The organism is Mesorhizobium sp. M7A.F.Ca.MR.245.00.0.0 (genome assembly GCF_003997415.1).
In the GTDB taxonomy this organism is placed as follows: Bacteria; Pseudomonadota; Alphaproteobacteria; order Rhizobiales; family Rhizobiaceae; genus Mesorhizobium.
In genome coordinates this window covers 83,700-108,959 of record NZ_RZTE01000021.1, presented here as the reverse complement: position 1 = coordinate 108,959, position 25,260 = coordinate 83,700, and the positions used below count along the sequence as shown (strand labels likewise).

The following is a 25,260-nucleotide window of genomic DNA, read 5'->3' as shown; positions in this document are numbered from 1 at the left end:
CGCAATCGCATCGATGGAGGGGCAGGGGGGGGAAGCTCTCCTCCGCCCCCACAAGATAGGGTCTCAAATGGGCGACCCTAATTTTGTTGCCGCACTAGTCAAAGACACTTGTCGGGTTGCGATCACTGGGCGGCTCCCCGATCAACTCACGATAGAGCTTTTCAAACTCTTCGCGAGACATCCCGCGAGGTACCCGCATTGGCTGCTTGTCGAAACCCCCGAACAGGTCGTTACTGTCGTCTCGGATAATCTTGCGTTCTGCCTGCTCGTCTTCCGGCGCGACCGCTTCATCCAGCTTCCGAAGCGCGTCAGTAAGGCGGTTTGTAAGATGAATGTTCCGCTTCAAGCTGACCCTGTCTTTGAACTCGCGCCGTAGCCAGTCATTCAAGAATACGTCATTTCCATAGGCCACTCCGTAGTCCCCATCGCGCGAAACGATCATCACGTTATGATTGTCGGCGCTATTCTGTGCGCAGCGAATAAGCCACTCCCAGTTAATCGCGTCTCCGATAGACGTGTCGTTACTCTTTCGGGGCGGATACCCGAGCACAAAGCGTTTTCGAGCCAAGTTTCTAATTTCGAATCTTTGAGGGTCCGGCCTGCAAAGGTTAAGAGGGGAGTTGTGGTTGAAGATCCGATTCACGAGCTTAAAGACCGGATCACTATGGTATGGGTCGGTCAGAATTTTCTCAACGCTGGTTCGAATTTTTGAGAACTGAGATTGTGCGCCAGACAAACTCTTTCCAAGCATTCTCACGGGACGTGTGTCAGTTATAATTGGCGGAACGGACAGCTTTGCCGGTTTGGTCAACTGCTTGATGCTGTCAACGATAACCTTTTGGCGATTTTTCAAGAACTCCATTCGGATTTGATCACCGGTTATGATCGAATCTTTGTGCCTATCTAGGGCGCCAAGCTGCCGCGCGGCGCTCTCACCTCCGATTCGATAGAAATCAAGGAAGATGTTAGTGTCCACAAAGATCAGCCATTTCTCCTTAGCTGGAGACTTTGCCATGCTCTCTGCCTTCCCAAGCTTACGAGCCCTAGGCACGCTGATACTTGCCGTTAAAAGTGACATTCATTCCATATGCGCCAACCCAATTAGTCTCCTCGATGACAAGCTCTGTGCCATCAAATCGAATCAGAATGGTATGTGGCTCCGCTCCCTCGCGCTCCCAACTGTACGCTAGCTCGTTGTCGACAAGACAGGCGATGAATTCAAGCCCGCCAAGGTTTGGGCCAAAGGCTCTTTGCGTACCCCATAGCGCCACACCAGTAACGGCATATCTGGGATATCCGTCCAGCGAATCAGATAAAGGGGTAAACTCCACCTCGGCGCTGTCTGACTGCGCCCCAACTCTAACAAATTTCCCGGCATATGGGTCGCTTTCTGGCAAACTAACACTCCCAAAATGAACTCTCAGCGAAAACTGACCACTTATGGCGTCTAACAGTTCGCCTCGAAACTGCTTCACCTCTCCTATCGAGAGGCCCCGACTTTGCTTTGTGGTGCCATCGTACTGGTTATGATGTTCCAGGCAAAGGAACGATAAGTTATCCTCGTTGCCATTTGAGTTATTTTGATCCAAGTGGGCAATTTGGCCCTGTTTAATGCTTGTGTCTCTATTCAGCCCGTAGCAAATACAACACCGACGTCGAGACGCTAGAAGGACCCGATCCGATTTTGTTTTGGGAACCGCCTTTCGTGCCAACCAAGCCCCCCACCTAGCTTCTGGAAGCCACAATGAACGACAAAGCTGCACCATTCAAGATGCCCGCTCTTGAGCAGTTGGATGTAGCTAAGTCGCCCGTCCTGTATCACTATTGCTCGCTGGAAACCCTCCTCTCAATCATTCAGTACAAATCGCTTCGACTGTCGGATATCAACACGATGAACGACTATTCGGAGATGCATTGGGCCTACGAAAAATTCATCGAGGCCGTGAACCTCGTCAGAGAGCATTACGAGGATGCCTACTTTGATTTTCTGGATGTTTCCATCGGTCACACCCAATTGAACACGTTAATGCTTGTAGCCTGTTTCTCAACCGATGGCGATGTACTCAGCCAATGGCGGGCATATGGGGATAACGGCATGGGCGTGGCGGTTGGGTTTGACAGCCAGACAATGGAGAACCTTGCGGTCAGAGTCGGCCAAGTTACCTACGACCCTACCCTACAGGTGCAGTACTATCGGGATTTGCTTGTGGCCGCGTTTCCTTGGTGGAAGCTCGCAAAAAACGAGGCCGAGCGTAAGGAGGTAGGGCAATTTATCTCGCACCAAACCTTCGACATGTGCCTCATGAAGAATCCAGCGTTCTCAGAGGAGAAAGAAGTCAGAATTGTGCGAGCCGTTAACGTACTCCATGATGACGACGGCTGGCACCTAAAAGATCCCGGTGGGAACGGACCCGACAAAATCTCTAAGCAAAAGCTTCCAATCAAATATCGCGCTAAGGGACCTGGGATCGTGGCACACCTTGATCTCCCTATAGGCGGTATGGGATCAAAGTTCATCAAAGAGATCGTTATCGGCCCGCGCTCGTCCAACAATGGCATTGAAGTCAGTATGGCACTCAATGCTAACGGCTTTAAGGGGTGCCAACTACGGAAGTCGAAGGTAACGTACCGCTGATATTTGGCAGCTTCACGGCCTCGACAAGTGCCTTCTTCGCCTTCTCTGGGTCCTGCCCCGCATAGCCATGCTGACTGAGGTCGAGACTCTTCGCCCGCTCACTGTCCGTATGTCCAACCACCCACGTTATGGTCCACTCGTCAAAACCCTCAGCCCCCGCAAGCTTGGCATCACGCGCCTTGCGGATGAACCAGCGGCGGAACGAGTGGAAGTCCACATTGCTCTTCGCCTTGTCGTTCGGACGCTCATCCACCCCCACCTTGCGGCGATACCGCGTGAACTGCTTGGCGGCGGGATCGGAGCGCGTCTCGCGTGACTTTGGGATGGGCGGCAAGTCGTCAAACAGATAGTCGCTGTCCTTCTTGCCCGCCGTGCGCCGCTCTACGATCTCCTTAAGGCCACTGTGGATTGGGACGGTACGGCGGGCGCTATCCGTCTTCCCTGCCCAAACGCTGAACATCTCATCTCGGCAATCCGAAACGCGGAGTTGGCAAATCTCCTCGATGCGCATTCCGCTTAGCGCTCCCACCGGCATTAGGTCATTCAGCAGTGGCCCGCCGTCGCCGTTGAGCAGCTTGGTGATCTCCGCATCGGTGAACGGACGCTTGCCACTATCGGTCTCCGCGTTGCGTGATTGGCGGCGCTCTGCTGGAAGCCTCTGGCCCGCCCAGGGGTTCTCCCCGGCTGGCAGGTGCCCCTTGTCTAGCAGCCACGTCCAGTATTGCCGTATGAACCCAAGATAGGCTGTGGCCTTCTGGCGACCCCTGCCGACCAGAAGAGACTCAGACAGGAACTTGCCAGCGTCCACCCGTCTAACGGCTTCAAGGGCGACAGGGAGTCGGCTATCGCGGAGCCAGTCCCCAAGCCAGCCCAGCACCCTTCGGAAATCCCCTTCAGACTTGAGACGGTAATTCTGGTGTTTGAGGAACTCGGATGCGTGGTGATCAAGCGGCGTGACCTGTCCGCTGGCAAGCGCGTAGAAGGCTTTGGCCGTGTCTAGGCCCTTGGCCTCTTCAATCTGATGAGCCCGCAAATTGATTGCGTACTGAGTGCCCTCATCGTCCATGGAGAGCCGATGCCGCAGCGCCTCCGCCTCCAAGGGATCATTCGTTGCTAACACCTTCTCGGCTGCCGCAATGGCCCCCTTGAGGCGGGACACGATGGGCCACTTCCGGGCATCCGCATCCTTGAGATCGGCTGTGTGCAGGGGATGGGTAAGCTTGCCTCGACCAATCAAATCCCGCACCTTCGCAGGCACCTTAATTCGGACTCGCCACTGCTGCCCGTGCCATTCAAGATATTGCTTAGGATTGGCCATTTTTCACCCCGGTGCCCCACGCTGGTGCCCCACAGGTGAGTCTTCCAAGGCCAGAAGTCAAGGGACGCAAGGGGTTCATGGCCCAGGAGGAGAGTGTCCCGCTCTCTCCGCCAGTTTGCACCTAGGTGTGATCAAGATCGGCGCGCCCAGGCAATATGATCTGGCGCAGGCTGCCGACGCTCATCGCGATCTCGAGGCCAGGAGGACAACCGGGGCGCTTGTGCTTGGTGCAATCTCGAACACGACCGACGTCCCGTGATGAATTGCTTCGCCAAATCAAAACGGGGTGGTCGATCGTCTCGCCCTAGATCACCGCTTCCTCGAGGAACGGCTCGTTGCGCTCTATGCGCTCGTAACAGAATGGCGAGAGATCGAGCGTCTGGAAAGCCCCGTGAACGATAAGTTCTGAAACTCCCCGGCCCACGGCTGGCGACTGTTGCAGCCCGTGCCCCGAGAAGCCGTTGGCAAACATGAAATTGGTCACCTGCGGGTGGAAGCCGACGATGCCGTTGTGGTCGAGCATGTTGTACTCGTAGTGGCCGGTCCAACTGGTCTGGACCTTGAGTGCGTCGAAAGACGGAATGCGGTGCCAGAGTGCCGGCCAGATGTAGTCGTCGAACTCTTCATGGTGCATTTCAAAGTCGTCGTAGCCGGCCGGTCCGTCGCCCTGCGGCGTGTTGCCGGTGAGAAAAAGCTCGCCTTCGGGACGCACGAATGTTCCGGAAAGGTCGATGACATTGGGCATCCGGCCGGGGATCGGGTTGGCGCTGGCGAAGACGAAGCTGTAGCGCTTGTAGGGCGCGACCGGGATCGACAGGCCAGCCATGGCTGCCACCTGCTGCGCGCGCGGGCCCGCGGCGTTGACCAATGTTCCGCAACGAACCGTCTGTCCGGTCGCGAGGCGCACCGAGATGACCCGTCCATCGGCAATATCCAGCCCTGTCGCTGCATTGTCGATATACTCGACGCCGCTGGCGCGGGCGGCGCGGCGGAAACCGTTCATCAGCCCCACGGAATCGAACCAGCCCTCTTCCCTAGCCCCCCAGGAACCGCCACCGAGATCCTCCACATTGAGCCAGGGGAAGCGATCCTTCAGCGGGCCCGGCTCGAGGAACACTGTGTGGGCCCCAAAACTGCGCTGCAGATCGACGCGCTCGCGGGCCGCTTCGACGCCGTCGGGTGAACAGCAGTAAAGATATCCATGCTCCTTGAAGCCGAGGTCGGGCGCCGGTTCGTCCTTGTAGAAAGGTGCCATACGCTCCTGAAATCCGCGGATGATCTCGATGCCGAACTGGCTGATCTTCACATTGATCGGATTGGAATATTGCTGCCGGATCGCGCTGGTGGACAGCGCCGTCGATGAAAACTCGTAACTGCTATCGCGCTCGACCACGAGGATCGAGGCACCGCTGCCCAGCGCCTGGCTCAGCCAGTAGGCCGTGGACGAGCCGACAACCGCTCCGCCGACGATGACGATGTCGTAGGCGTTGCGCGATGGCGCTTTGTAAGGCGGGATCGCCATGGCTCCGACTCCAAGCTACTGGTTGAACAAAGCGATCAGGGCATCCGAGCCCCGCGCAAGAAGGCCAAGGTCCGAACCGACGGCAACCATGGTGAAGCCTTCGGCAAGGTAGCGGTCGGCATCGGCCTTCGCCGGCGCCAGGATGCCGCTTGCCTTGCCTGCCGCCGTTGCGGCCTGGCGCACGGACGAGATTGCCTCCTGGACATGTGCCGCGCCGGGATTGCCCATCGCGCCCATATTGGTGGAAAGATCGCCGGGACCGACGAAGAGAACGTCGACGCCGTCGACCCCCGCGATCTCGGCGGCATTCGCCACGCCCAATTCATCCTCGATCTGCACGGCGAGAAGCTGCTGCTCACGCGCCTTGGCGTGGTAGCCGGCGATGCGGCCGAAGCCATTGGCGCGGTGACCGACCGAGAAGCCGCGAAATCCGCCGGGCGCATAGGTCATGGCCGCGACGATGGCGCGGGCCTGATCGGCGGTCCGTACATTGGGGATCATCAGGCTGCGTGCGCCGATATCCAGCGCCTGCTTGATCAGATTGGGATCGTCGGAGGGCAGCCTGACGACAGCCTCGCTGTCGAAGCCGCCCATCACCTGAAGCTGCGCCATGATGCTGCGCAGATGGTTGGGGCTGTGCTCGCCGTCGATCAGCACCCAATCGGCTCCGGAGCCGGCGACGATCTCCGTGGTGAGCGCCGAAGCCAGCGAGCACCAGATGCCGATGTGAGCCCGGCCAGCCGCTGTGGTAGCTTTCAGTGTGTTGAGGCGTTCTTGCATCTTGCGATCATCTCCAATCATCTCGATTGAAATTTGTATGATGTCCTATATCATATGGCTGCAAAACACTGCAAGATGCGATGTACGGACTTTCGAATGGGAGCTGGAGAATGAGGATCGGGTTCATCGGGCTTGGCGTCATGGGAGCACCGATGGCGCGTCACCTGGCCGATGCCGGGCATGAGATCGTCACCGTTCTCAATCGCTCCCCTCTGCCGCAGGGCCTGACCGCATCGGTCGTCGCGTCCGCCGCCGAGGTGGCACGGCGATCCGAGATGGTCGTCACCATGCTGCCCGACACGCCTGACGTCGAACGCGTCCTGTTGGGCGAGGACGGCGTCCTGGAAGGACTGTCAGCCGGCAAGCTGGTCATCGACATGAGCTCGATCAGCCCCATCGCCACGGCGGCGTTCGCGGCGAAACTGCGAGAGAAGGGAGCCGGCTATCTCGACGCCCCGGTCTCGGGCGGCGAGGTCGGCGCCAAGGCGGCAAGCCTCACCATCATGGTCGGTGGCCCGGCCGCCGAGTTCGAGCGGGCGCTGCCGATCTTTGAGACACTCGGCAAGAACGTCACTTTGATCGGTGAGCAGAATGGCGCCGGGCAGACCTGCAAGATCGCCAACCAGATCATCGTTGCGCTCAACATCGAGGCCGTGGCCGAAGCGCTTGTCTTCGCCAGCAAGGCCGGGTGCGACCCGGCGAAGGTTCGCGGCGCCCTGATGGGTGGCTTCGCCGCTTCCCGCGTCCTGGAAGTGCATGGCCAGCGCATGATCGACCGGACCTTCGCCCCAGGCTTTCGCATCAAGCTCCACCAGAAGGATCTCAACCTGGCCCTTGACAGTGCCCGCGCCCTTGGCGTGGCGCTGCCGAACACCGCCATGGCGCAGCAACTGATGAATGCCTGTTCGGCCCATCCAGGTGGCGCCGAGGCCGATCACTCGTCTCTCGTCCGGGCGCTGGAGATCCTCAACGGCCACGAACTGTCAAAAGAAAAGGAGTAAAAACCGATGCGCGGAACCGGCAAGGCCGAGATCTTCGTGATGCTGGCCCATCCCGTGGCCCACGCCAAGAGCCCCGGCATATTCAACGAGATCTTCGAGCAGAAGGGCCTCGACAGCCTCATGGTGCCCTTGAGCTGCCGCCCGGAGGATTTCGAGACCTTCTGGGCCGGCATCACGGCAGCCGAGAATATCAGGGGCGTGATCATCTCGGTGCCGTACAAGGTTGCGGTCTACCACAAATGCTCTGCCGCGCATGACCGCGCCGCGCGGGTGGAAAGCGCCAACTCGGTGCGACGGCTGCCGGATGGCAGCTGGTATGCCGACAATTTCGACGGCGTCGGCTTCATCGATGCGCTCAAGGCGAACGGGCATCAGATCGCCGGCCGCCGCATTCTTCAAGTCGGTGCCGGTGGCGCCGGTGCTTCGCTCGCCTATTGTCTCGCGGAAGCCGGCGCCGACGAAATCCGCCTTACCGACATCGATACGGCGCGCGCCGGGAAACTGGCGGCGCTGGTTGGCCGCGCGTTCCCGAAATGCCGCATCCAGGTCGGAGAGGCCGAGCCTTCCGGCATGCATATGGCGATCAACGCCACGCCTGTCGGCATGCATGCCGGCGATCCGCTGCCGCTTGACGTCAGCCGGCTGACCCCGGATATGACGGTCGTGGACATCATCATGGAGCCTGCGGAAACCGCTCTGCTGCGGGCGGCCAAGGGGATCGGCTGCCGCGTTCAACCGGGACGCCCGATGATGGATTTCCAGGTCCGGGCGATGTCCGAATTCTTCGACATCGAAGGCAAGGACCGCGGCCATGGCTGAGACACCGACTGCCGTCGTCATCGGCGGCACTTCCGGCATCGGGCGCGCTATCGCGCAGCGCTTCGCAGAAGACGGTTATCATGTGGTCGTCTCAGGCCGGGATGCGACGAGGGGCAATGAGGCGGCCGGCTCCTGCCAGGCGGCGGGCGCGCCGCGTGCGCTGTTTGTCCAGACAGATGTCGCAGATAGCGGCTCAGTCGAGGCTCTGGCACGGATTGTCAGCGACGGGTTCGGCACGCCTCACGTCGTCGTCAACTGCGCCGGCATCTTGCAGAGCGGCAAGTACGTCCTTGATCAGGATCTGGACGAGGACGAGAAGATGTGGCGGGTGAATTATCGCGGCACGCTGTTGGGGTGCCAGGTGTTTGGCCGGCTGATGTCGGCCGCCCGGCGAGGCGCGATCCTGAATGTCGGCTCGCTCGCCTCTTTCGCGCCGCTGTCGCTGCCGGCCTACACGCCGGGAAAGCATGCGGTCCTGGCCCTGACCCAGATCCTCGCCGCCGAACTCGGCCCGCATGGCGTTCGCGTCAATGCGGTCGCGCCCGGCTATACACTTTCCGATGGTTTGAAGACCAAGATCGCCAGGGGTGAACGCAACCCCGAAGCCATACAGGCCACCACGGCGCTGCGACGCTTCGTCGAGCCGCGCGATGTCGCCGAGGCGGCATTGTTCCTCTGCTCGGAGCGCGCTGCTTCGATTACCGGCGTCACCTTGCCGGTCGACGCCGGCTGGCTGGTTCAGGCGCCTTACGCACAATATCTGCAGGGAAATCCCATCCGGCAAACGCCGGCTATCTGACAAGGATAATCCAGTGAGCAATATCCGGCCAGCGAGCGACATCCAGCGCTTCGACTTCGATACCCGCATTCACCACGGCGTCATCCATAACGGCACACTCTACCTCACCGGCCAGGTCGCGAGGCCCGGCCAGTCCGCGGCCGACCAGATGCGCGAGGTGCTCGGCAAGATCGATGCGCTGCTTGGCAAGGCGGGCACGGACAAGACCCGCATCCTTCATGTGCAGATGTGGCTGGACGACATCAGGGATTTCGACGAGGTCAATGTGGTGTGGGACGCCTGGATGCCCGGGGAGCACGCACCGGCGCGCTCATCGGGCGAAGGACGGATGGCGAAGCCCGGAATGCTGGTCGAGCTGATCGTCACCGCGGCGGTTTGAATGGTCCTGCCGGTTCGGGCATCATCCCGAATCTGGCGAGAGGGAGACTGATGACGAAGCGCAAGCCGCTTTCCACCGTCGTGGCGGAGAGCCTGTCCGAGAAGATCCGTTCCGGACAGCTGCTGCCCGGCGCGCAATTGCCGACTGAGGCGGAGCTTTGCGCCGAGTACGATGTCAGCCGCACCGTGGTGCGGGAAGCTGTGGCGCGACTGCGTTCCGAAGGCCTGGTGGTGCCGCAGCAGGGGCGCGGCATGTTCGTCAGCGAGACGCCGGCGCCGCGCAACTTCTCGATACCGGACGAAGCGCTCAGGACCTTGCCGGAAACCATTGCGCTGCTCGAGCTGAGGTTGAGCGTCGAGGTGGAGTCGGCGGGATTGTGCGCGGAACGGCGCACCGATGCGGAAGCCAGCGCGATCCGCACCTTGATGGAACAGGTCGACGCCCAGCAGGCCGATCCCGCCGTCGTCCAGATCCACTACGACTATGATTTCCACCTGGCGATCGCCAAGGCGGCACGAAATGAATTCATCCACGGTTTCCTAAGCTATCTCGGGCCGATGATCGTGCCGCGCTTCCAGCTCGGCTATCTGGTCACGCCCGAACTCAAGGACAGCTACTACGCGCGCATACACAGCGAACATAAGACAATCGTCGACGCCATCGAAAGGCAGGATGGCCGCGCCGCCCGCCAGGCCATGCGCAAACACCTGCACAACAGTCTCGGGCGGGTGCGCGCCCTGGCCCGAGCCTCTGGCGTGGAGGCAATCGAAGCCGAGCAGAAGGCGGCGGCGGCCTCACTTTTCACCGACATGAAAAGGCCTGTCTCGACGGGCGGATGAGGCCTCGCGAATTCGATCGCATCGGCGCGCCTGGGCCGAAAATTAGACATCCATTGCGAAAGCCGTGTTTTTTGTTCCGTCACCGGCTGCGCGGGTTTCCCAAGGGCTGAAGGCGCCAGCTTGCCAGCGTTTCCCTGGGTTTTCGGCTGCTGCGGTTATCCGAACACCCCAAGGGATTTTGGGGGCATCCGAAATTTTCGAAAGTTTATCTTTCCTTTTTGCTGGTTTTCTTGGTTTCGCGGCATCGGCCCGGGCCGCAAACTGAAAACGGACAATCAGGAAAGCCCACGTGACGACAGCCTTCATCACCGGTGCGACGAGCGGCATAGGGCGGGCCATAGCGATCGCGCTGAGCGACGCCGGCTACGACGTCTATGCGGTCGGGCGCAGCCAGGCCGCGCTCAAGGAGCTGCAGGCACAGCGGCCCGGCATCGTGCCGATTGCCGTCGACGTCACCGATCGCGAGGCCCTGGAAGCGGCCCTGGCGGATCTCACCATCGACGTGCTGATCAACAATGCCGGGGTCATGCCGCCGCTCGGCAACTTCGCCGATATGAAGATCGCTGACATCGACACCACGCTCGAGGTGAACCTCAGCGCGGCAATCCTGCTCACGCGCCTCGTCGTCCCGCAAATGCGCGAGCGGCAGTCCGGGCATGTATTGTTCACCGGCTCCACAGCGGGCCACGCGGCATACTCCAACATTGCCGTCTATTCAGCGACCAAGGCGGCGATATCAGGCTTTGCAGCAGCGCTGCGCGCCGACCTCTCCCCATCGGGCGTACGCGTCACCGAGATCGTTGCCGGCCGTGTCGAGACGCAGCTCTACCAGGACATCCTCGACGCCAACGCGCGCGCAGCCATGTACGCCAGCAAAGTGGTGCAGCCGGATGACGTGGCCAGGATGGTCGTCGCTGTGCTTGGGCTCCCCGCGTGGGCCGACGTTACCCGTTTCGACATCATGCCGACTTGGCCAACCTCGCCAAGCGGTACCAAGTAAGGAAAACTGGGATGAAAGATCTTTCCGTTCTGATCGTTGGCGGTGGTGCCGGCCTCGGTGCCCTCTTAGCCGAGATGGCTGTCGAGGCCGGAGCGGCAAAGATCGGCATCATCGACATCAACCAGGAAGCCGCCGAGTCCGCGCTGGCGACCGCGAAGGCCAGCGGACTGCCTACCGCGACCGCCCTTTGCGACATCCAGGTAGGCCCGCAGTGCCACGCCTCATTCGAGGCGATCGTTTCGAAACTCGGGCGCGTCGACACGCTGATCAATTGTGCCGCGATCTACCCTCGCCGCCCGCTCCTCGAAATCACCGACGCCGACTGGGATGCCTCCAACGGCATCAACATCAAGGGCACCTACCACATGATGGTGGCGGCGGTTCGCCACATGCAATCGCAGGAGCCGAAGAGCCACGTCCGCGGGCGGATCGTGAACCTGACCTCGGTCGACGCCTTCAAGGCGCATCCGCAGAACGCTCACTATGCGGCGACCAAGGCCGCCGTCGTCAGCCTTACCCGATCCTTTGCCCATCACGTGGCGAAGGACGGCATTCTGGTGAATTCGGTGGCGCCGGCCGGCATGGCGACGGAGAAGGCGAAAGCGCTCGGCTTCCTGGAGGAACTGGCCAAGGCGAGCCCGCTCGGCCGCGGTGCCGAGCCAAAGGAGATTGCCGAATGGGTGCTGATGACGGGCAGCCCCAAGAACACTTACATGACCGGTGAAAACGTAATTGTTTCAGGTGGTTACATATACGCCTAAGCCTCTTTCGCCGCGGGCGACTGAACTCTGGCAGTGCATGACCGAGGCAGTGCATGACCGACCGGAACACAAGCAGGGAAAGGAACGGAATTTTCGATGACCGGCAAGCTGCGCCTCCCCTCGCTGAATGCTCTGCGCGTGTTCCACGCGGTCGCGCAGCACAAGAGCTTTCGGCAGGCGGCGGATGAATTGCTGGTCACGCCGCAGGCCGTCGGACAGCAGATCAAGCTTCTGGAGGATACGCTCCAGGTAACGCTGTTCGAGCGTAAGGGCCGGTCGATCGAACTGACCGAGTCGGCCATTCTTCTGTCGCACTATGTCAAAGCCGGCTTCAACGAGTTTGCCGAAGGCGTTCGCCGCGTCACCAAGTCGAACTATCGGGACCGCATCAACCTGAATGCGAGCCCATACTTCGCCACGCACTATCTTCTGCCGCGGCTTTCGTTGTTCCGGGAAATCTTGCCGGGCGCGGACCTGCGCCTGACGACCATGGTCGACCTGCCCGATTTCGGGCGCGACGATATCGATATGACGGTCCAGTGGGGCTACGGCAACTGGTCCGACTATGAAACCACGTTGCTGGTGCCGGATCCGAAGATCATCTGCTGCACGCCGGCGATCGGCGAAAGGATCAAGTCGGCACATGATCTGACACAGTTCACGTTGCTCGACACCGTCAAGTCGAAGCGTCTGTGGCCGGACATATTGCGCCACCTTGGCGTGGAACTGACGGATGGCGACCGCAGCATCAGCTTCGACGACGCCGCGACCATGCGCCGGGCGACCTTGCAAGGCATAGGTGTGGGCTTGGTTTCCGTCATCGATGCCGAGGAAGATTTCCGGGCGGGCACGCTGGTCGCGCCGATCGGCCGCGACGCCATTGCCGATATGAAGCCGGAGGAAGTCCCGGGCTTCTATCTTGTCGTCCCGCGCGGACATCTGCGCGTGAAGGCGGTCGCGGCACTTCACCGATGGCTGGCTCAGCAGGATTGGCGCGGCGACCTCACGATTTCCTCGTTACCGAAACCGGCCCCGCTTTCCGACTAGAAGCGGCTTCGAGACCGAGGCCTGAAAGACGCCTTTCGGGCCTCCAACAACAAGAAACCAAACAACCTCAACAGTGGAGACGGAACATGAAAATGATGAAATGGGGGGCTTCGGCCCTGGCGCTTGGCCTCGTGCATTTTGCGGCGCCGGCGGAAGCCGCCGGCGGCAAGACGCTCGAAACCGTCAAGGCACGCGGCATGCTGAACTGCACCGGCCATGACGGCTCCTATCTCGGCTTCGCCGAGGTGGACGACAAGGGCAACTGGAAGGGCATGGACATCGACCTCTGCAAGGCGGTGGCCGCGGCCGTGTTCGGCGACCCTGCGAAGCTGAAAGTAGTTCCTATCAGCTGGGCCCAGCGCTGGCCGGCCCTGCAGTCCGGCGATGTCGACATCATCGTCAAGGCCTCGGGCGGCACGCTCAGCCGCGACACCGAACTTGGGCTGCAGTTCTCCATGTCCTACTATCTCGGGACCACCAAGGTGATGGCGCACAAGGAGCTGAACCTCAAGTCGCTCAAGGATGCCGCCGGCGGCACGATCTGCATTCCCGCCGGCACCTCGCAGGAACAGCAGGTCGCTGCCTATACTGCCAAGCTAGGCATCAAGCTCGAACCGGTGCTCATCGAGAAGACCGAGGAGCTCGAGCAGGCCTATTTCTCGGGACGCTGCGATCTTTATGCGCAGTGGGGTCCGACACTGGCCATTGCGCGCATCGCCAAGAGCAAGGTCGACGACCATGTCATCCTGCCCGACGTGCTCGCCGTCGAGCCTGAAGTCATGATCATGCGGCAAGGCGACGACAACTGGGTCGACATCGCCAACTGGACGCTGAGCACGCTGATCTTTGCCGAGCAGGAAGGCATCACCTCGAAGAACATCGACGAGATAAAGGCCAAGCCGACTTCACCGCAGGTCGCCAAATTCCTCGGCGTCACGCCAGGCATGGGCAAGGGTCTCGGGCTCTCCGACGACTGGGCCTACAAGGTGATCAAGAACGTCGGCAACTACGGCGAAATCTTCGATCGCGATCTCGGCAAGGACTCGCCCTACAAGATGGATCGCGAACTGACCAATTTGTGGAACAATGGCGGTGTCCTGTTCCCGCTGGTTGTTGATTGATCCGTTCTGAACGCATCCCGCTCCAGGTCCCGCCCGGCTCCCGCCGGGCGGGACCGCGCGGCAATTCGGGAAGGATTTCTGAATGGTCAGCCTGCTGAGAAATCAAAAAGTCCGCAACGCACTGTTGCAGATCCTGTATGTCGGCTCGATCGCCGCGATGGTGCTTGCCGGCATTGTGATCGCCAGACAGAACCTGGCGGCGCAGGGGATCACCTCCGGATTCGACTTCCTGTTCAAGTCGACGGGCTGGGACCTGAACTTCTCGCTGCTGCCCGCCACGGCGAACGACCCTTATTGGTGGTACTTCCTCATCGGGATCATCAATACGCTGTTTCTGGGAACCGTCGGCCTGACGCTGGCGACGATCGTCGGAACGATCGTCGGCCTGGCGCGGACATCCTCGAACGAATTGGCCCGGCTGCTCGGCCGCACCTATGTGGACATCTTCCGAAACATCCCGCTGATCCTCCAGGTTTTTTTCTGGTATGCCGTCACCACCCATCTGCCGACGCCGCGCGCCGCGCATGAGGGATGGGGCTTTCTCCTCACCAGCCGGGGGCTTTACATCCCGTTCCCCAATGTCAGCAGCGCCGCGCTCGCTGCGGCGACATTGGCTGTGATTGCCGCCATCGCGCTGCCGATCTGGCTGGGCAGGACATCGCGCCTCAGCCTGCCGGTCGGCCAGCGTGGCGGCATTCAGCTTGCCGGCACGGCGGCGGCACTTGCCTGCGCGGCCATCGTTCTGGTGGCCGGCCGCCTGGCCGACTCGCCGCTACTCGATTTTCCGGCGCTGCAAGGTCTCAATCTGCGAGGCGGCCTGCGCATTCCGCCGGAGTTTGCGACACTGGCCATCGCGATCGCCATCTATGGCGGCTCCTACATCGCCGAGATCGTGCGCGGCGGGTTCAAGGCTGTCGGCAAGGGCCAGGTCGAGGCGGCTCTTTCCCTGGGCCTCGGCCCGTGGCGGGTCTTCATGCTGGTGCGGCTGCCGCTGGCACTACGCGCCATGCTGCCAATCCTCGCCAACCAGTATGTCTGGCTGATGAAGGCGACCACAATGGGCATCGCGGTGGGCTTCACCGATTTCTTCATGATCGTGGCGCTGACGATCAACCATTCCGGCCAGACAATCGAAGCGATCGGCATCCTGATGGCTGGCTTCCTCGTCATCAACCTCAGCCTCGCCGCCATCTTCAACCGCATCAACAAAGCGATCGCCCTCAAGGGCAACCAGTTGAGGGGGTGAGGGATGGAAATGGTCGTTGTCGCCCCTCCTGCCATTGGCAAGATCGAGGATCTGAGGCGGCGCTTCTTTGCGACGCCCCTGCAGGCATTGCTGTCGCTGGCTTCCCTGGCGGTCATGGTCTTCCTGGCCTGGAAGCTCCTGAATTGGGCGGTTTTCTCGGCTGTCTTCACGACGAGCGGCGGACCCGAAGCCTGCCAGGCGGCGGCGGGAGCCTGCTGGTCGGTCATTGCCGCGCGATGGCGCATCATCCTGTTCGGCCTCTATCCCTATGACGAGCAGTGGCGGTCGGCCCTGGCTTGCCTGATCGTCGTGGTCATGACGGTGCTAAGTTGCGTTCCAGCCTTCTGGACGGGTCGCCGCATCGCACTCGTATGGGGAGCCGGAACGGCGCTTTTCTACGTGCTGATGAAGGGCGGCGTGCTTGGTCTGCCCTATGTCGGCGAGGAGGCCTGGGGCGGACTGGCGCTGACCCTGTTCATCTTCGTGACCACCTGCCTGATCGGCTTCCCGCTGGCGATCTGCCTGGCGCTGCTGCGCCGCTCCGGCCTGCCATGGATTTCCCGCACCACCGGCCTCATCATCGACGGGGTGCGTTCATTGCCTCTGATCTCGATCCTGTTCACCTTCGCCATCGTGCTGCCGTTCGCACTGCCGCAATGGCTGGTGGGCGACAAGCTGTACCGGGTGATCCTGGGCTCGGCCCTGTTTTTTTCCGCCTATCAGGCGGAGATCGTCAGGGGTGGGATGCAGGGCGTTCCCAGTGGGCAAGAAGAGGCAGCCATGGCGCTTGGCATGCGCTATTGGCAGCGCGTCGGCCGCATTCTTCTACCGCAGGCCATGCGCAATGCGCTGCCGGCGACGATCAACCAGTTCGTGATCTCGTTCAAGGAAACCTCGCTGGTGATCATCGTCGGCTTCTTCGAGATCCTGGCCTCCGGCAATGCCGCCTACGGCACCGGCGAGTGGCGCTTCGCCTATGTCGAGGTCTATGCCTTCATCGCCTTCATCTACTTCATCTTCGTGTTCAGCCTGTCCCGCTATGGCGCTTTTCTCGAGCGCCGTATGTCGGTCGGCGAACGATAGGGGGCGTTTACGTGATTTCAGGAAACTCGCCCCGATCCAGCGGCCCCGCGGTGCTGATCGAAAATCTCGACAAATATTACGGGACATTCCAGGCGCTGCGAAAGGTGAGCTTGTCCGTGGATCGCGGCGAGAGGATCGTCGTCTGCGGCCCCTCCGGCTCCGGCAAGTCCACCATGATCCGCTGCATCAACCGTCTGGAGCAGCACAATGGCGGCCGGATCACCGTGCTCGGCACCGAGCTCAACGACGATGTCGGCAACATCGACGGGATCAGGCGGGAAGTCGGCATGGTGTTCCAGCACTTCAACCTGTTTCCACACATGACGGTGCTGGAGAACTGCATGCTCGCGCCCATGATCGTACGCAAGGTGCCGCGCGCGGATGCCGAGGCGACCGCCCGGCGCTATCTGGAGAAGGTACGCATTCCCGAACAGGCGATGAAGTATCCCGGTCAGTTGTCCGGCGGCCAGCAACAGCGGGTCGCGATAGCGCGTGCCCTTTGCATGCAGCCCGAGATCATGCTGTTCGATGAGCCGACCTCTGCGCTCGACCCGGAAATGATCGCGGAAGTGCTCGACGTCATAGTCACGCTCGCCTCTGAAGGCATGACAATGATCTGCGTCACGCATGAGATGGGTTTTGCGCGCCGGGTTGCCGACCGGGTGATTTTCATGGATGGAGGCGAGATCGTCGAACAGGCGCCTCCCGATGAATTCTTCACCTCCTCCCGCAACGAGCGCACGCGGCAGTTCCTGTCGCAGGTGCTTGGTCACTGATCGATGCAACGATCCCGCGTCAGGCCGCAGCCATGTCCGTGACTGATCCCGTCACCGCCTTGCGCGAGATGCTCGGACCGAAAGGATGGCTTTCGGGCAGCGATGCCAGGCCCTATCAGCGCGATTGGCTCGATCGCCACGGCGTCGCGGCTCTGGGCGTGGCCAGGCCTGCGGACACCTCCGAAGTGGCCAGTGTCGTAAAGACATGCCACGCGGCCGGTCTGGCGGTCGTGCCGCAAGCCGGCAACACCGGGCTTTGCGGCGGCGCCGTCGCCGATCGGCCGGATGCGGTGATCGTTTCGCTTTCGCGCATGACGGCGATCGGCAAACCGGACTTGGACAGCGGCTCGATCCTCGTCGAGGGGGGAGCCGTGCTTGCCGCGCTGCACGAGGCGCTGGAACCGCACGGCCTGATGTTTCCGATGCATCTCGGCGCGGAAGGCAGCGCCAGGATCGGCGGCCTGGTCGGCACCAATGCCGGCGGCAGCCAGGCATTCCGGTATGGCATGATGCAAGACCTCGTGCTTGGCCTGGAGGTCGTGACCCCTGACGGGGCGATATGGAACGGGCTGCGCGCGGTGCAGAAGGACAATGCCGGCTATCAGTTGCGCAAGCTCTATTGCGGCGCGGAAGGAACGCTTGGCATCGTGACGCGCGCGATCCTGCGGCTCTACCCGATGCCGCGGCGGCAGGCGAGCGCGCTTGTCGTCATGCCCGATTTCGCCGCGGCGGTTTCGTTTGGCACCTTTCTGCGGGGCGAGGTGGGGGAATTCCTGACCGGGCTCGAGTTCTTCTCCGACATCGGGCTGGGACTGGCCCTCAAACACCTGCCCGACCTCGCCTACCAGTTGGAGGCACGCGGCGAGGTCTATGTGCTGGTCGAACTGGCATCGGGCGCCCCCCGCGTTCCGCTCGACGAGATACTGGCTTCGGCGCTGGAGTGGGGCATGGAGCAAGGCCTGGTGCTGGACGGAGCATTGGCGGCGACGGGCGCGCATCGCGCACAATTCTGGCGGCTGCGAGAGGAGCAGCCGGAAGGACAGAGGCTGGAAGGAGAGCAGCTGAAGCACGACATCTCGGTGCCTCCGGGCGCTATCGCCCGTTTCGTCGAGGCCGGCGCAGAGATCTGCGACGACATTCTTCCCGGCGTGCGGATAAACCCGTTCGGGCATCTCGGCGACGGCAACATCCACTACAATCTGTCGCCGCCGGAAGGCCGCGCCGATTTTGACGGCAAGGCCGAGCGGTTCGCCGAGGCGCTATCGTCGCTCGCCACGCAAATGGGCGGCAGTTTCGCGGCCGAGCATGGACTTGGCCGCGCAAAGGTCGCCATGGCCGACCGAAACCGCAGTCCATTGGAACGCGAACTCATGGCGCGGCTCAAGGATGCATTCGATCCACGGGACACGATGAATCCGGGCGTGCTGGTGCGCGCTGCTCGGCAAAGAAAAACTTTCGAATAGACGGCATTTCTTGATTTCGCCCCGAACCGCCTGCGTGCACCTATGAACCGAAGGCAGGCTCGATCGACCTGCCGCCAAAGTGAGGATGTCGAAGCATGATCCGCAATGGCGGCCGCCTTCTCGTCGAGTGCCTGATCGGGCTTGGCGCGACCAGGAGCTTCGGCGTGCCCGGAGAAAGTTATCTGGCCGTCCTGGACGCGCTGCACGACACGCAGGGAAAGCTGGACTACACGCTTTGCCGCAATGAAGGCGGCGCGGCGTTCATGGCCTCGGCCTACGGCAAGTTGACCGGCTCGCCAGGCATCTGTTTCGTGACGCGCGGCCCAGGCGCCACCAACGCCAGCATCGGCGTTCACACGGCCATGCAGGACAGTTCGCCGATGATCCTGTTCGTCGGCCAGGTCGGCACCGACATGAAGGGCCGCGAAGCGTTTCAGGAAATCGACTACCGGTCGGTGTTCGGCACGGTCGCCAAATGGGCGGTCGAGATCGACGATGTCGCGCGCCTGCCCGAGATTGTGGCGCGGGCATGGACGACCGCATTGACCGGACGACCTGGTCCCGTTGTGGTCGCGCTGCCCGAGGACATGCTGACCACCATGACCGAAGCGGCTCCGCTCAGCGCACCGGCGGCCATTTTCGAGCCGGCGCCGGCGCCGGAAGCGATCGCTTCGGCCTTCAAGCTGCTGGCCACAGCCGAGAGGCCGGTCCTGCTCATGGGCGGCGCCAACTGGACCGTGGGCGGACGCGCGGCGCTACAGGCTTTCGCAGAGGCTTCCGACATCCCTGTCGTGGCGGCCTTTCGCTATCAGGACCAGTTCGACAACCATTCGCCGGTCTTTGTCGGCGAGGCCGGCGTCGGCATGGTGGCGCATGTCAAAGCCCTGCTCCGCGAGGCCGACGTGATCCTGGCCGTCAATGTGCGTTTTGGCGAGATGACCACGGATGGCTATACGCTGCTGTCCGTGCCGGTGCCGCGCCAGAAACTGATCCATGTCCATGGCTCCGATCGCGAGATCGGCAAGATCTATGTGCCGGCCATCGGTATCCATGCCGGGCCGAACGCTTTTGCCCGGGCGTTGACGCCCGTCAAAGGCGGCTGGGCGGACTGGCGCGCCGCGGCCCGCAAAGCCTATGAAGGGACATTCGGCGCGCCCGTCCAGCCCGGCCCGGTGGACATGGTGGAGGTCAGCGCCTGGCTGCGCGCAAACCTGCCTGCCGACGTCATTCTCACCAACGGCGCCGGCAATTTCACCGTCTGGCCGAACAAGTTCTTCAAGTTCGGGCCGGACGCACGGCTGCTCGCCCCGCAGTCTGGCGCCATGGGCTACGGCCTGCCGGCGGCAATTGCCGCCAAGGTTGCGTTTCCAGAACGCACGGTCGTCTGCTTTGCCGGCGACGGCGACTTCCAGATGAATTGCCAGGAACTCGGAACCGCCATGCAGGCTCGCGCGCAGCCGATCGTGCTGATCCTCAACAACGGCATCTACGGCACGATCCGCGCCCATCAGGAGCGCCACTATCCGGCGCGCGTTTCGGGCACGTCGCTCGAAAACCCTGATTTCGTGACACTGGCAAAGGCCTATGGCTTCCATGCCGAGCGGGTCGAGGCGACGCGCGATTTCGCGGCGGCGTTCGATCGGGCGCTCGGATCCGTGACGGGAGCGGTCCTCGACATCGCCATATCTCCCGAAGCGCTGACGCCCCGACAGACCCTTTCCCAGATGCGTGACGCCGCGCTCGCTTCCCAGAAGGCCAAGGCATGACCTCCAAAGACGACATCCGTCTCGGCGCGGACATCGGCGGCACGTTCACCGACGTCGCGCTCGACCTCAGGGGAACGATCTTCTCCACCAAGGTGTTGACCAATTATGCGGCGCCCGAGCAGGCGATCCTGGACGGCATTGCCGTCGTCACGCGCGATGCCGGTATCGCGCTTGCCGAGATCGGCATCATCATCCACGGCACGACGCTGGCGACGAATGCGCTCATCGAACGCCGTGGCGCCAAGACCGCACTGGTCACCACCGAAGGGTTCCGCGATGTCATCGAGATGCGGACCGAAAACCGTTTCGAGCAGTATGACCTCGACCTGCAGCTGCCGGCGCCGCTAATCCCGCGCGAGCACCGTTTCACGGTAAAGGGCCGGATCGGTGCGGAAGGCCAGGAGCTTCAACCGCTCGACGAAGCCGCCCTGGAAGGCATTGCCGACCGGATCGCGGCCGGCGGTTTCGGCTCCGTGGCGATCGGCTTCATCCATGCCTACACCAACCCTGATCATGAGCGCCGGGCACGCGCTATCCTGTCCCGCAAGCTTACCATCCCGATTTCGATCAGCGCCGAAGTCTCGCCGCAGATGCGCGAGTTCGAACGCTTCAACACGGTCTGCGCCAACGCCTATGTGCGGCCGCAGATGGCGGACTATCTCGCGCGTTTCCAGACTCGCTTGAAGGAGATGGGCGCCGAGTGCCCGGTCTTCATGATCCATTCGGGGGGCGGTCTGATCTCGGTGGAGACGGCCTCGGAATTTCCCGTGCGCCTCGTTGAGTCCGGCCCGGCCGGCGGCGCCATCTTCGCCGCCGACATCGCCAGGCGATTCGGCCTGGAAAAGGTCGTCTCCTATGACATGGGCGGCACCACTGCAAAGATCTGCCTGATCGAGGATTATGCGCCGCGCACCGCCAGAACCTTCGAAGTGGCGCGTACCTATCGCTTCTGCAAAGGTTCCGGCATGCCGATCTCCATTCCCGTGATCGAGATGATCGAGATCGGCGCCGGCGGCGGCTCGATCGCCTGGGTCGACGCCATGGGCCGCATCCAGACCGGTCCCGAAAGTGCCGGATCGGAACCTGGCCCGGCCTGCTACGGCCGCGGCGGCAGGCGCCCGGCCATCACAGATGCCGACCTCGTGCTCGGCAAGCTCGATCCCGACAATTTCGCTGGCGGCGCCATCAGGCTGGACACGTCCGCATCCGAACAGGCGATCCTGCGCGATGTCGGCGAACGCCTGTCGCTCGATGCCATGGCGACGGCCTTCGGCATCTGCGAGGTGGTGGACGAGAACATGGCCAATGCCGCCCGCGTCCATGCTGTCGAAAACGGCAAAAACATTTCCGACAACGTGATGATCGCCTTCGGTGGCGCGGCCCCGCTTCACGCCGCAAGGCTTTGCGAGAAACTCGGCATCGACCAGTGCATCGTCCCCAAGGGCGCGGGCGTCGGATCGGCGATCGGCTTCCTCAAGGCTCCGTTCGGCTACGAAGCCCTGGCATCCCGGCTGACGCGGCTGTCGCAGTTCAAGCCGGCCGAGGCCAATGCTTTGCTCGACGACCTCAAAGTATCAGCCGAAAGCTTCGTGCGGGCAGGGGCCAACGGTACGATCACATGCGAAATCACCGCCTTCATGCGCTACGCCGGCCAGGGCTGGGAAATCCCCGTGCCGCTGCCGGACAAGCCGTTCGGCAATGATGCCGCAACCACGCTTGAGGATTTGTTCCAGGCGAATTACCAACGCTTCTTCGGCCGCGCCATCGAAGGACTTGGCGGCCTGGAAATCGAGATCGTCACCTGGTCCGTGAAGGCGACGGATGTCCGGCCTGCTGTCGCCAGGCACGAGCTGATCACCGGCAAGCGGACCACTCAGCCGGCAACAAGCCGCGCGGTGTTCGATCCGGCCAGCGGTGCGCCACGGACCTATGGCATCGTCGAACGGGAGGGGCTGTGCACCGGCGATCGGGTGGCGGGCCCGGTCATCATCGTCGAACGCGAGACATCCACCGTCGTCACCACGAGCTTCGACGCCGTCATCCAGAGCGACGGAGCGATCCTTCTGATCCGCAAAGGCAGCCAGGCATGAGCGACATCAGTGAAATCCGCATGCAGGTTATGTGGAACCGGTTGATCTCGGTGGTCGAGGAGCAGGCCCTCACCTTGCTGCGCACGGCTTTCTCGACATCGGTGCGCGAATCCGGCGACCTGTCGGCGGGCGTGTTCGATCCCCGCGGCCAGATGCTGGCACAGGCGGTGACGGGAACGCCCGGCCATGTCAACACCATGGCCGAGGCGGTGCTGCATTTCATGAACGAAATCCCGCGCGAAACCATGTTCGAGGGCGACACCTACGTCACCAATGACCCCTGGTTGGGCACGGGCCACCTGCACGACATAACCATGGTGTCGCCGTCGTTCCTGAACGGCGAATTGGTTGCGTTCTTCGCCTGCACGGCGCATGTGGTCGATGTCGGTGGGCGCGGCTTCGGCGCTGACGGCAAGTCGGTCTACGAGGAAGGCATCCAGATCCCGATCATGAAGTTCGCGGAGAAGGGCAAGGTCAATCTCGATCTCGTCAGGATCCTGCGCGCCAACGTCCGCGAGCCGAACCAGGTCGTCGGCGATTTCTATTCGCTCGCCGCCTGCAACGAAGTCGGCCACCGACGCCTCGTCGACATGATGAAGGAGATCGGCCTGGCATCGCTGGACGGGCTTGGCGAGTTCATCTTCTCGCGCACCCGCGACGCCATGGTCGAACGCATCAAGGCGATGCCCAAAGGCAGCTGGTCGAACGCGCTGGTGACCGACGGCTACGACGAGCCGGTGAAACTCGCGGCGACCGTCACGGTTCGGGACGCCGGCGTCGAGGTCGATTTCACCGGTACCGACCCGATGAGCCGATGGGGCATCAACTGCCCGATCATCTACAGCAAGGCCTATGCCTGCTACGCGTTGAAATGCGTGGTGGCGCCCGATATTCCTAACAATGCCGCGTCGCTCGCCTTCTTCACCGTGTCGTCTCCGGTCAACATCCTGAACGCCGTGCGGCCGGCGCCGGTGGCGCTCAGGCACATCTTCGGCCATATGGTTCCCGATCTGGTGCTCGGCGCGATCGCCAAGGCGATGCCCGGCAAGATCCTTGCCGAGGGCGCCGGCGCACTGTGGAACATCCATATCTCGGTTCGGCCGGTCTCCGGCGGTTCGGGCCGCCGCGCCGAGGTGTTGATGTTCAATTCCGGCGGCATGGGCGCGCGCCCCGGCCTCGACGGATTGTCGGCGACGGCCTTCCCCTCCGGCGTCCATACGATGCCGATCGAGGCAACGGAGCACACCGGCCCGATCGTCATCTGGCGCAAGGAGCTGCGGCCCGATTCCGGCGGCGACGGCGAGTTCCGCGGCGGGCTCGGGCAGGTTATCGAAATCGAGGCGATCGAGGGCCATGAATTCGATTTCTCGGCCATGTTCGACCGCGTCAATCATCCCGCCCACGGGCGCAACGGCGGCGGACCTGGAGTGGCCGGCGTGGTCAGGCTGGACGATGGCACGCAGATGCGACCCAAAGGCTGGCAGCATGTTCCGGCTGGCCGTCGGCTGATCCTCCAATTGCCGGGCGGCGGCGGCTATGGCGATCCGTCCAAGCGCAGCACCGAGGCGCGGGCGAACGACCGCTCCAAGGAATACATTTCGGAGAACGGCAAATGAGCTACATTGCCTCGCGCCTGTCTGCGGTGAAGCCTTCGGCGTCCATGGCTGCTTCGCAGGCAGCCAAGGCCCTGCGCGCCAAGGGCGTCGACGTGATCGATCTTGGCCTGGGCGAGCCGGATTTCCCGACACCGAGCCATATCATCGAAGCGGCGCATTTCGCCGCGAAGGCCGGCCAGACGCTATACACGGGTGCCGCCGGCACGGCCGAGGTGCGCGAAGCCGTGGCCGGCAAGTTCCGCCGCGAAAACGGACTGGACTACACGGCGGACGACGTCGTCGTGGCCAATGGCGCCAAGCAGATCATCTTCAACGCGCTGATGGCGACGCTGGAGTCTGGTGACGAAGCGATCCTGCCGGCGCCCTACTTCGTCTCCTATCCCGAAATGGTGAAGCTGCTCGGCGGCACGCCTGTCCTCATCGAGTGCCCGGAAACTTCGGGCTTCCGGCTGACGCCGGAGTTACTGGAAAAAGCCATCACGCCAAGGACGAAATGGCTGTTCCTCAACATGCCAGGCAATCCCTCCGGCGCCATATATTCGCAATCGGACCTGCGGGCACTCGGAGCGGTTTTGGCAAGGCATCCGCAGGTGCTGGTGCTTTCCGACGAGATTTACGAGCACATCCTGTTCGACGGACGCGACTTCGTCTCCTTCGGCAAGGCTTGCCCGGAACTCAGGGACCGTACCCTGATCGTCAACGGCGTCTCCAAATCCTATGCGATGACCGGGTGGCGTGTCGGCTATGCCGCCGGGCCGGCGCCGCTCACCAGGGCGATGGCGACCATCCAGAGCCAATCCTGCACGTCCGTCTGCTCGATCGCGCAAGCGGCGACGGTGGCCGCGCTCAACGGCCCCCAGGACGAGGTGGCACGCTTTCGGCAGGCGTTCGAGGCGCGCCGCGACCTTGTCGTCGACGGCATCAGGCGGATCAACGGTCTTACGCTTTCGCCACCGGAAGGCGCCTTCTATGCCTATATCGGCTGCGCCAGCCTGATCGGCCGCAGGACCCCAAAAGGCGTCGTGCTCGAGGACGACACGGCAGTGGCGAATTATCTCCTGAACGAAGGGCGCGTGGCCTCGGTGCCGGGCGCCGCCTATGGACTTTCCCCCTATTTCCGCATCTCGACCGCGACCGGCGAAGAGGTGCTGACCGAAGCGATCGCGCGCATCAACGCCGCCGTCGCGCAAGTGGAGTAA

At 62.3% G+C, this 25,260-nt stretch carries 24 protein-coding genes; 18 read left to right on the top strand and 6 right to left on the bottom strand.

The window, feature by feature from the left end; genetic code table 11:
- Window positions 1–94: 94 nt before the first annotated feature.
- The gene (locus EOB80_RS21100) at window positions 95–1,015 is read right to left on the bottom strand and encodes a PIN domain-containing protein (protein ID WP_127329475.1); all 921 of its coding nucleotides are present in this window, start codon (window positions 1,013–1,015) and stop codon (window positions 95–97) included.
- Window positions 1,016–1,043: 28 nt separating this feature from the next.
- Complete coding sequence (locus EOB80_RS35420; protein ID WP_245466409.1) at window positions 1,044–1,475, bottom strand: hypothetical protein; 432 nt, start codon at window positions 1,473–1,475, stop codon at window positions 1,044–1,046.
- Window positions 1,476–1,744: 269 nt separating this feature from the next.
- Here EOB80_RS35420 and EOB80_RS21090 point away from each other — a divergent pair, with 269 nt between their 5' ends.
- Window positions 1,745–2,635 carry a DUF2971 domain-containing protein gene (locus EOB80_RS21090; RefSeq protein ID WP_127329471.1) on the top strand — a complete coding sequence of 297 codons (891 nt, stop codon included), beginning with the start codon at window positions 1,745–1,747 and terminating at the stop codon, window positions 2,633–2,635.
- On the opposite strand, the gene EOB80_RS21085 is transcribed toward EOB80_RS21090, so the two are convergent.
- The 3 genes from EOB80_RS21085 to EOB80_RS21075 all read right to left on the bottom strand — a co-directional run bounded on the left by EOB80_RS21085 (window position 2,592) and on the right by EOB80_RS21075 (window position 6,255).
- Window positions 2,592–3,953, bottom strand: coding sequence for a tyrosine-type recombinase/integrase (locus EOB80_RS21085; RefSeq protein WP_127329469.1), 1,362 nt, complete (start codon window positions 3,951–3,953; stop codon window positions 2,592–2,594). The two genes, EOB80_RS21090 and EOB80_RS21085, sit on opposite strands and share 44 nt — an antisense overlap.
- 304 nt (window positions 3,954–4,257) lie before the next feature.
- A complete protein-coding gene (locus EOB80_RS21080) occupies window positions 4,258–5,475 on the bottom strand; it encodes an FAD-dependent oxidoreductase (protein WP_127329467.1) in 1,218 nt (405 codons plus the stop codon).
- A 15-nt stretch (window positions 5,476–5,490) separates the two neighbouring features.
- Window positions 5,491–6,255, bottom strand: coding sequence for an HpcH/HpaI aldolase/citrate lyase family protein (locus tag EOB80_RS21075; protein WP_127329465.1), 765 nt, complete (start codon window positions 6,253–6,255; stop codon window positions 5,491–5,493).
- Window positions 6,256–6,365: 110 nt separating this feature from the next.
- Between EOB80_RS21075 and EOB80_RS21070 the strand changes: the two genes are divergently transcribed.
- The 5 genes from EOB80_RS21070 to EOB80_RS21050 are packed head-to-tail and all read left to right on the top strand — an operon-like array spanning window position 6,366 to window position 10,092.
- Entirely contained in the window at window positions 6,366–7,256 is an 891-nt protein-coding gene (locus EOB80_RS21070; RefSeq protein WP_127329463.1) for a 2-hydroxy-3-oxopropionate reductase, read from the top strand.
- Between the two features lie 6 nt (window positions 7,257–7,262).
- The gene (locus tag EOB80_RS21065) at window positions 7,263–8,075 is read left to right on the top strand and encodes a shikimate dehydrogenase (RefSeq protein ID WP_127268820.1); all 813 of its coding nucleotides are present in this window, start codon (window positions 7,263–7,265) and stop codon (window positions 8,073–8,075) included.
- Window positions 8,068–8,874 carry an SDR family oxidoreductase gene (locus EOB80_RS21060; RefSeq protein WP_127268819.1) on the top strand — a complete coding sequence of 269 codons (807 nt, stop codon included), beginning with the start codon at window positions 8,068–8,070 and terminating at the stop codon, window positions 8,872–8,874. Before EOB80_RS21065 ends, EOB80_RS21060 begins: the two co-directional genes overlap by 8 nt.
- A gap of 22 nt (window positions 8,875–8,896) precedes the next feature.
- Window positions 8,897–9,253 carry a RidA family protein gene (locus tag EOB80_RS21055; RefSeq protein WP_127329479.1) on the top strand — a complete coding sequence of 119 codons (357 nt, stop codon included), beginning with the start codon at window positions 8,897–8,899 and terminating at the stop codon, window positions 9,251–9,253.
- A 50-nt stretch (window positions 9,254–9,303) separates the two neighbouring features.
- On the top strand, window positions 9,304–10,092 hold the full coding sequence (locus EOB80_RS21050) for a FadR/GntR family transcriptional regulator (protein ID WP_164761873.1): 789 nt from the start codon (window positions 9,304–9,306) through the stop codon (window positions 10,090–10,092).
- A 42-nt stretch (window positions 10,093–10,134) separates the two neighbouring features.
- Here EOB80_RS21050 and EOB80_RS21045 read toward each other — a convergent pair whose 3' ends face one another.
- A complete protein-coding gene (locus tag EOB80_RS21045) occupies window positions 10,135–10,398 on the bottom strand; it encodes a hypothetical protein (protein ID WP_127321704.1) in 264 nt (87 codons plus the stop codon).
- Here EOB80_RS21045 and EOB80_RS21040 point away from each other — a divergent pair.
- From EOB80_RS21040 to EOB80_RS20985, 12 genes are all read left to right on the top strand, one after another.
- Window positions 10,382–11,092 (top strand): SDR family oxidoreductase, encoded by a 711-nt coding sequence (locus tag EOB80_RS21040; protein ID WP_127321703.1) that lies wholly within the window; start codon window positions 10,382–10,384, stop codon window positions 11,090–11,092. The genes EOB80_RS21045 and EOB80_RS21040 overlap by 17 nt on opposite strands.
- Window positions 11,093–11,103: 11 nt before the next feature.
- The gene (locus EOB80_RS21035) at window positions 11,104–11,853 is read left to right on the top strand and encodes an SDR family oxidoreductase (protein WP_127329461.1); all 750 of its coding nucleotides are present in this window, start codon (window positions 11,104–11,106) and stop codon (window positions 11,851–11,853) included.
- Between the two features lie 96 nt (window positions 11,854–11,949).
- Window positions 11,950–12,900, top strand: a complete 951-nt coding sequence (locus tag EOB80_RS21030; RefSeq protein WP_023810154.1) for a LysR substrate-binding domain-containing protein — start codon at window positions 11,950–11,952, stop codon at window positions 12,898–12,900.
- Window positions 12,901–12,986: 86 nt separating this feature from the next.
- On the top strand, window positions 12,987–14,021 hold the full coding sequence (locus EOB80_RS21025; protein ID WP_127329459.1) for an amino acid ABC transporter substrate-binding protein: 1,035 nt from the start codon (window positions 12,987–12,989) through the stop codon (window positions 14,019–14,021).
- 82 nt (window positions 14,022–14,103) lie between these two features.
- Window positions 14,104–15,267 (top strand): ABC transporter permease subunit, encoded by a 1,164-nt coding sequence (locus tag EOB80_RS21020; protein ID WP_127329457.1) that lies wholly within the window; start codon window positions 14,104–14,106, stop codon window positions 15,265–15,267.
- Window positions 15,268–15,270: 3 nt separating this feature from the next.
- Window positions 15,271–16,350: an amino acid ABC transporter permease gene (locus EOB80_RS21015; protein ID WP_127267663.1), complete on the top strand. Its 1,080-nt coding sequence runs from the start codon at window positions 15,271–15,273 to the stop codon at window positions 16,348–16,350.
- 11 nt (window positions 16,351–16,361) lie between these two features.
- Window positions 16,362–17,126 (top strand): amino acid ABC transporter ATP-binding protein, encoded by a 765-nt coding sequence (locus EOB80_RS21010; protein ID WP_127267664.1) that lies wholly within the window; start codon window positions 16,362–16,364, stop codon window positions 17,124–17,126.
- Between the two features lie 32 nt (window positions 17,127–17,158).
- Entirely contained in the window at window positions 17,159–18,589 is a 1,431-nt protein-coding gene (locus EOB80_RS21005) for an FAD-binding oxidoreductase (RefSeq protein ID WP_245466408.1), read from the top strand.
- Window positions 18,590–18,684: 95 nt separating this feature from the next.
- On the top strand, window positions 18,685–20,355 hold the full coding sequence (locus EOB80_RS21000; RefSeq protein ID WP_127320507.1) for a thiamine pyrophosphate-binding protein: 1,671 nt from the start codon (window positions 18,685–18,687) through the stop codon (window positions 20,353–20,355).
- Complete coding sequence (locus EOB80_RS20995; protein ID WP_127329455.1) at window positions 20,352–22,445, top strand: hydantoinase/oxoprolinase family protein; 2,094 nt, start codon at window positions 20,352–20,354, stop codon at window positions 22,443–22,445. The genes EOB80_RS21000 and EOB80_RS20995 overlap by 4 nt, the downstream gene beginning before the upstream one ends.
- A complete protein-coding gene (locus EOB80_RS20990; protein WP_127320509.1) occupies window positions 22,442–24,061 on the top strand; it encodes a hydantoinase B/oxoprolinase family protein in 1,620 nt (539 codons plus the stop codon). Before EOB80_RS20995 ends, EOB80_RS20990 begins: the two co-directional genes overlap by 4 nt.
- Window positions 24,058–25,260 (top strand): pyridoxal phosphate-dependent aminotransferase, encoded by a 1,203-nt coding sequence (locus tag EOB80_RS20985; RefSeq protein ID WP_127329453.1) that lies wholly within the window; start codon window positions 24,058–24,060, stop codon window positions 25,258–25,260. The genes EOB80_RS20990 and EOB80_RS20985 overlap by 4 nt, the downstream gene beginning before the upstream one ends.

Bases quoted from the DNA above. Each gene is read 5' to 3' on its own strand.
- EOB80_RS21100 (WP_127329475.1), bottom strand. From the start codon at position 1,015: ATGGCAAAGTCTCCAGCTAAGGAGAAATGGCTGATCTTTGTGGACACT.
- EOB80_RS21090 (WP_127329471.1), top strand. From the start codon at position 1,745: ATGAACGACAAAGCTGCACCATTCAAGATGCCCGCTCTTGAGCAGTTG.
- EOB80_RS21085 (WP_127329469.1), bottom strand. From the start codon at position 3,953: ATGGCCAATCCTAAGCAATATCTTGAATGGCACGGGCAGCAGTGGCGA.
- EOB80_RS21080 (WP_127329467.1), bottom strand. From the start codon at position 5,475: ATGGCGATCCCGCCTTACAAAGCGCCATCGCGCAACGCCTACGACATC.
- EOB80_RS21075 (WP_127329465.1), bottom strand. From the start codon at position 6,255: ATGCAAGAACGCCTCAACACACTGAAAGCTACCACAGCGGCTGGCCGG.
- EOB80_RS21070 (WP_127329463.1), top strand. From the start codon at position 6,366: ATGAGGATCGGGTTCATCGGGCTTGGCGTCATGGGAGCACCGATGGCG.
- EOB80_RS21065 (WP_127268820.1), top strand. From the start codon at position 7,263: ATGCGCGGAACCGGCAAGGCCGAGATCTTCGTGATGCTGGCCCATCCC.
- EOB80_RS21060 (WP_127268819.1), top strand. From the start codon at position 8,068: ATGGCTGAGACACCGACTGCCGTCGTCATCGGCGGCACTTCCGGCATC.
- EOB80_RS21050 (WP_164761873.1), top strand. From the start codon at position 9,304: ATGACGAAGCGCAAGCCGCTTTCCACCGTCGTGGCGGAGAGCCTGTCC.
- EOB80_RS21045 (WP_127321704.1), bottom strand. From the start codon at position 10,398: ATGAAGGCTGTCGTCACGTGGGCTTTCCTGATTGTCCGTTTTCAGTTT.
- EOB80_RS21035 (WP_127329461.1), top strand. From the start codon at position 11,104: ATGAAAGATCTTTCCGTTCTGATCGTTGGCGGTGGTGCCGGCCTCGGT.
- EOB80_RS21030 (WP_023810154.1), top strand. From the start codon at position 11,950: ATGACCGGCAAGCTGCGCCTCCCCTCGCTGAATGCTCTGCGCGTGTTC.
- EOB80_RS21025 (WP_127329459.1), top strand. From the start codon at position 12,987: ATGAAAATGATGAAATGGGGGGCTTCGGCCCTGGCGCTTGGCCTCGTG.
- EOB80_RS21020 (WP_127329457.1), top strand. From the start codon at position 14,104: ATGGTCAGCCTGCTGAGAAATCAAAAAGTCCGCAACGCACTGTTGCAG.
- EOB80_RS21015 (WP_127267663.1), top strand. From the start codon at position 15,271: ATGGAAATGGTCGTTGTCGCCCCTCCTGCCATTGGCAAGATCGAGGAT.
- EOB80_RS21005 (WP_245466408.1), top strand. From the start codon at position 17,159: ATGTCCGTGACTGATCCCGTCACCGCCTTGCGCGAGATGCTCGGACCG.
- EOB80_RS21000 (WP_127320507.1), top strand. From the start codon at position 18,685: ATGATCCGCAATGGCGGCCGCCTTCTCGTCGAGTGCCTGATCGGGCTT.
- EOB80_RS20995 (WP_127329455.1), top strand. From the start codon at position 20,352: ATGACCTCCAAAGACGACATCCGTCTCGGCGCGGACATCGGCGGCACG.
- EOB80_RS20990 (WP_127320509.1), top strand. From the start codon at position 22,442: ATGAGCGACATCAGTGAAATCCGCATGCAGGTTATGTGGAACCGGTTG.
- EOB80_RS20985 (WP_127329453.1), top strand. From the start codon at position 24,058: ATGAGCTACATTGCCTCGCGCCTGTCTGCGGTGAAGCCTTCGGCGTCC.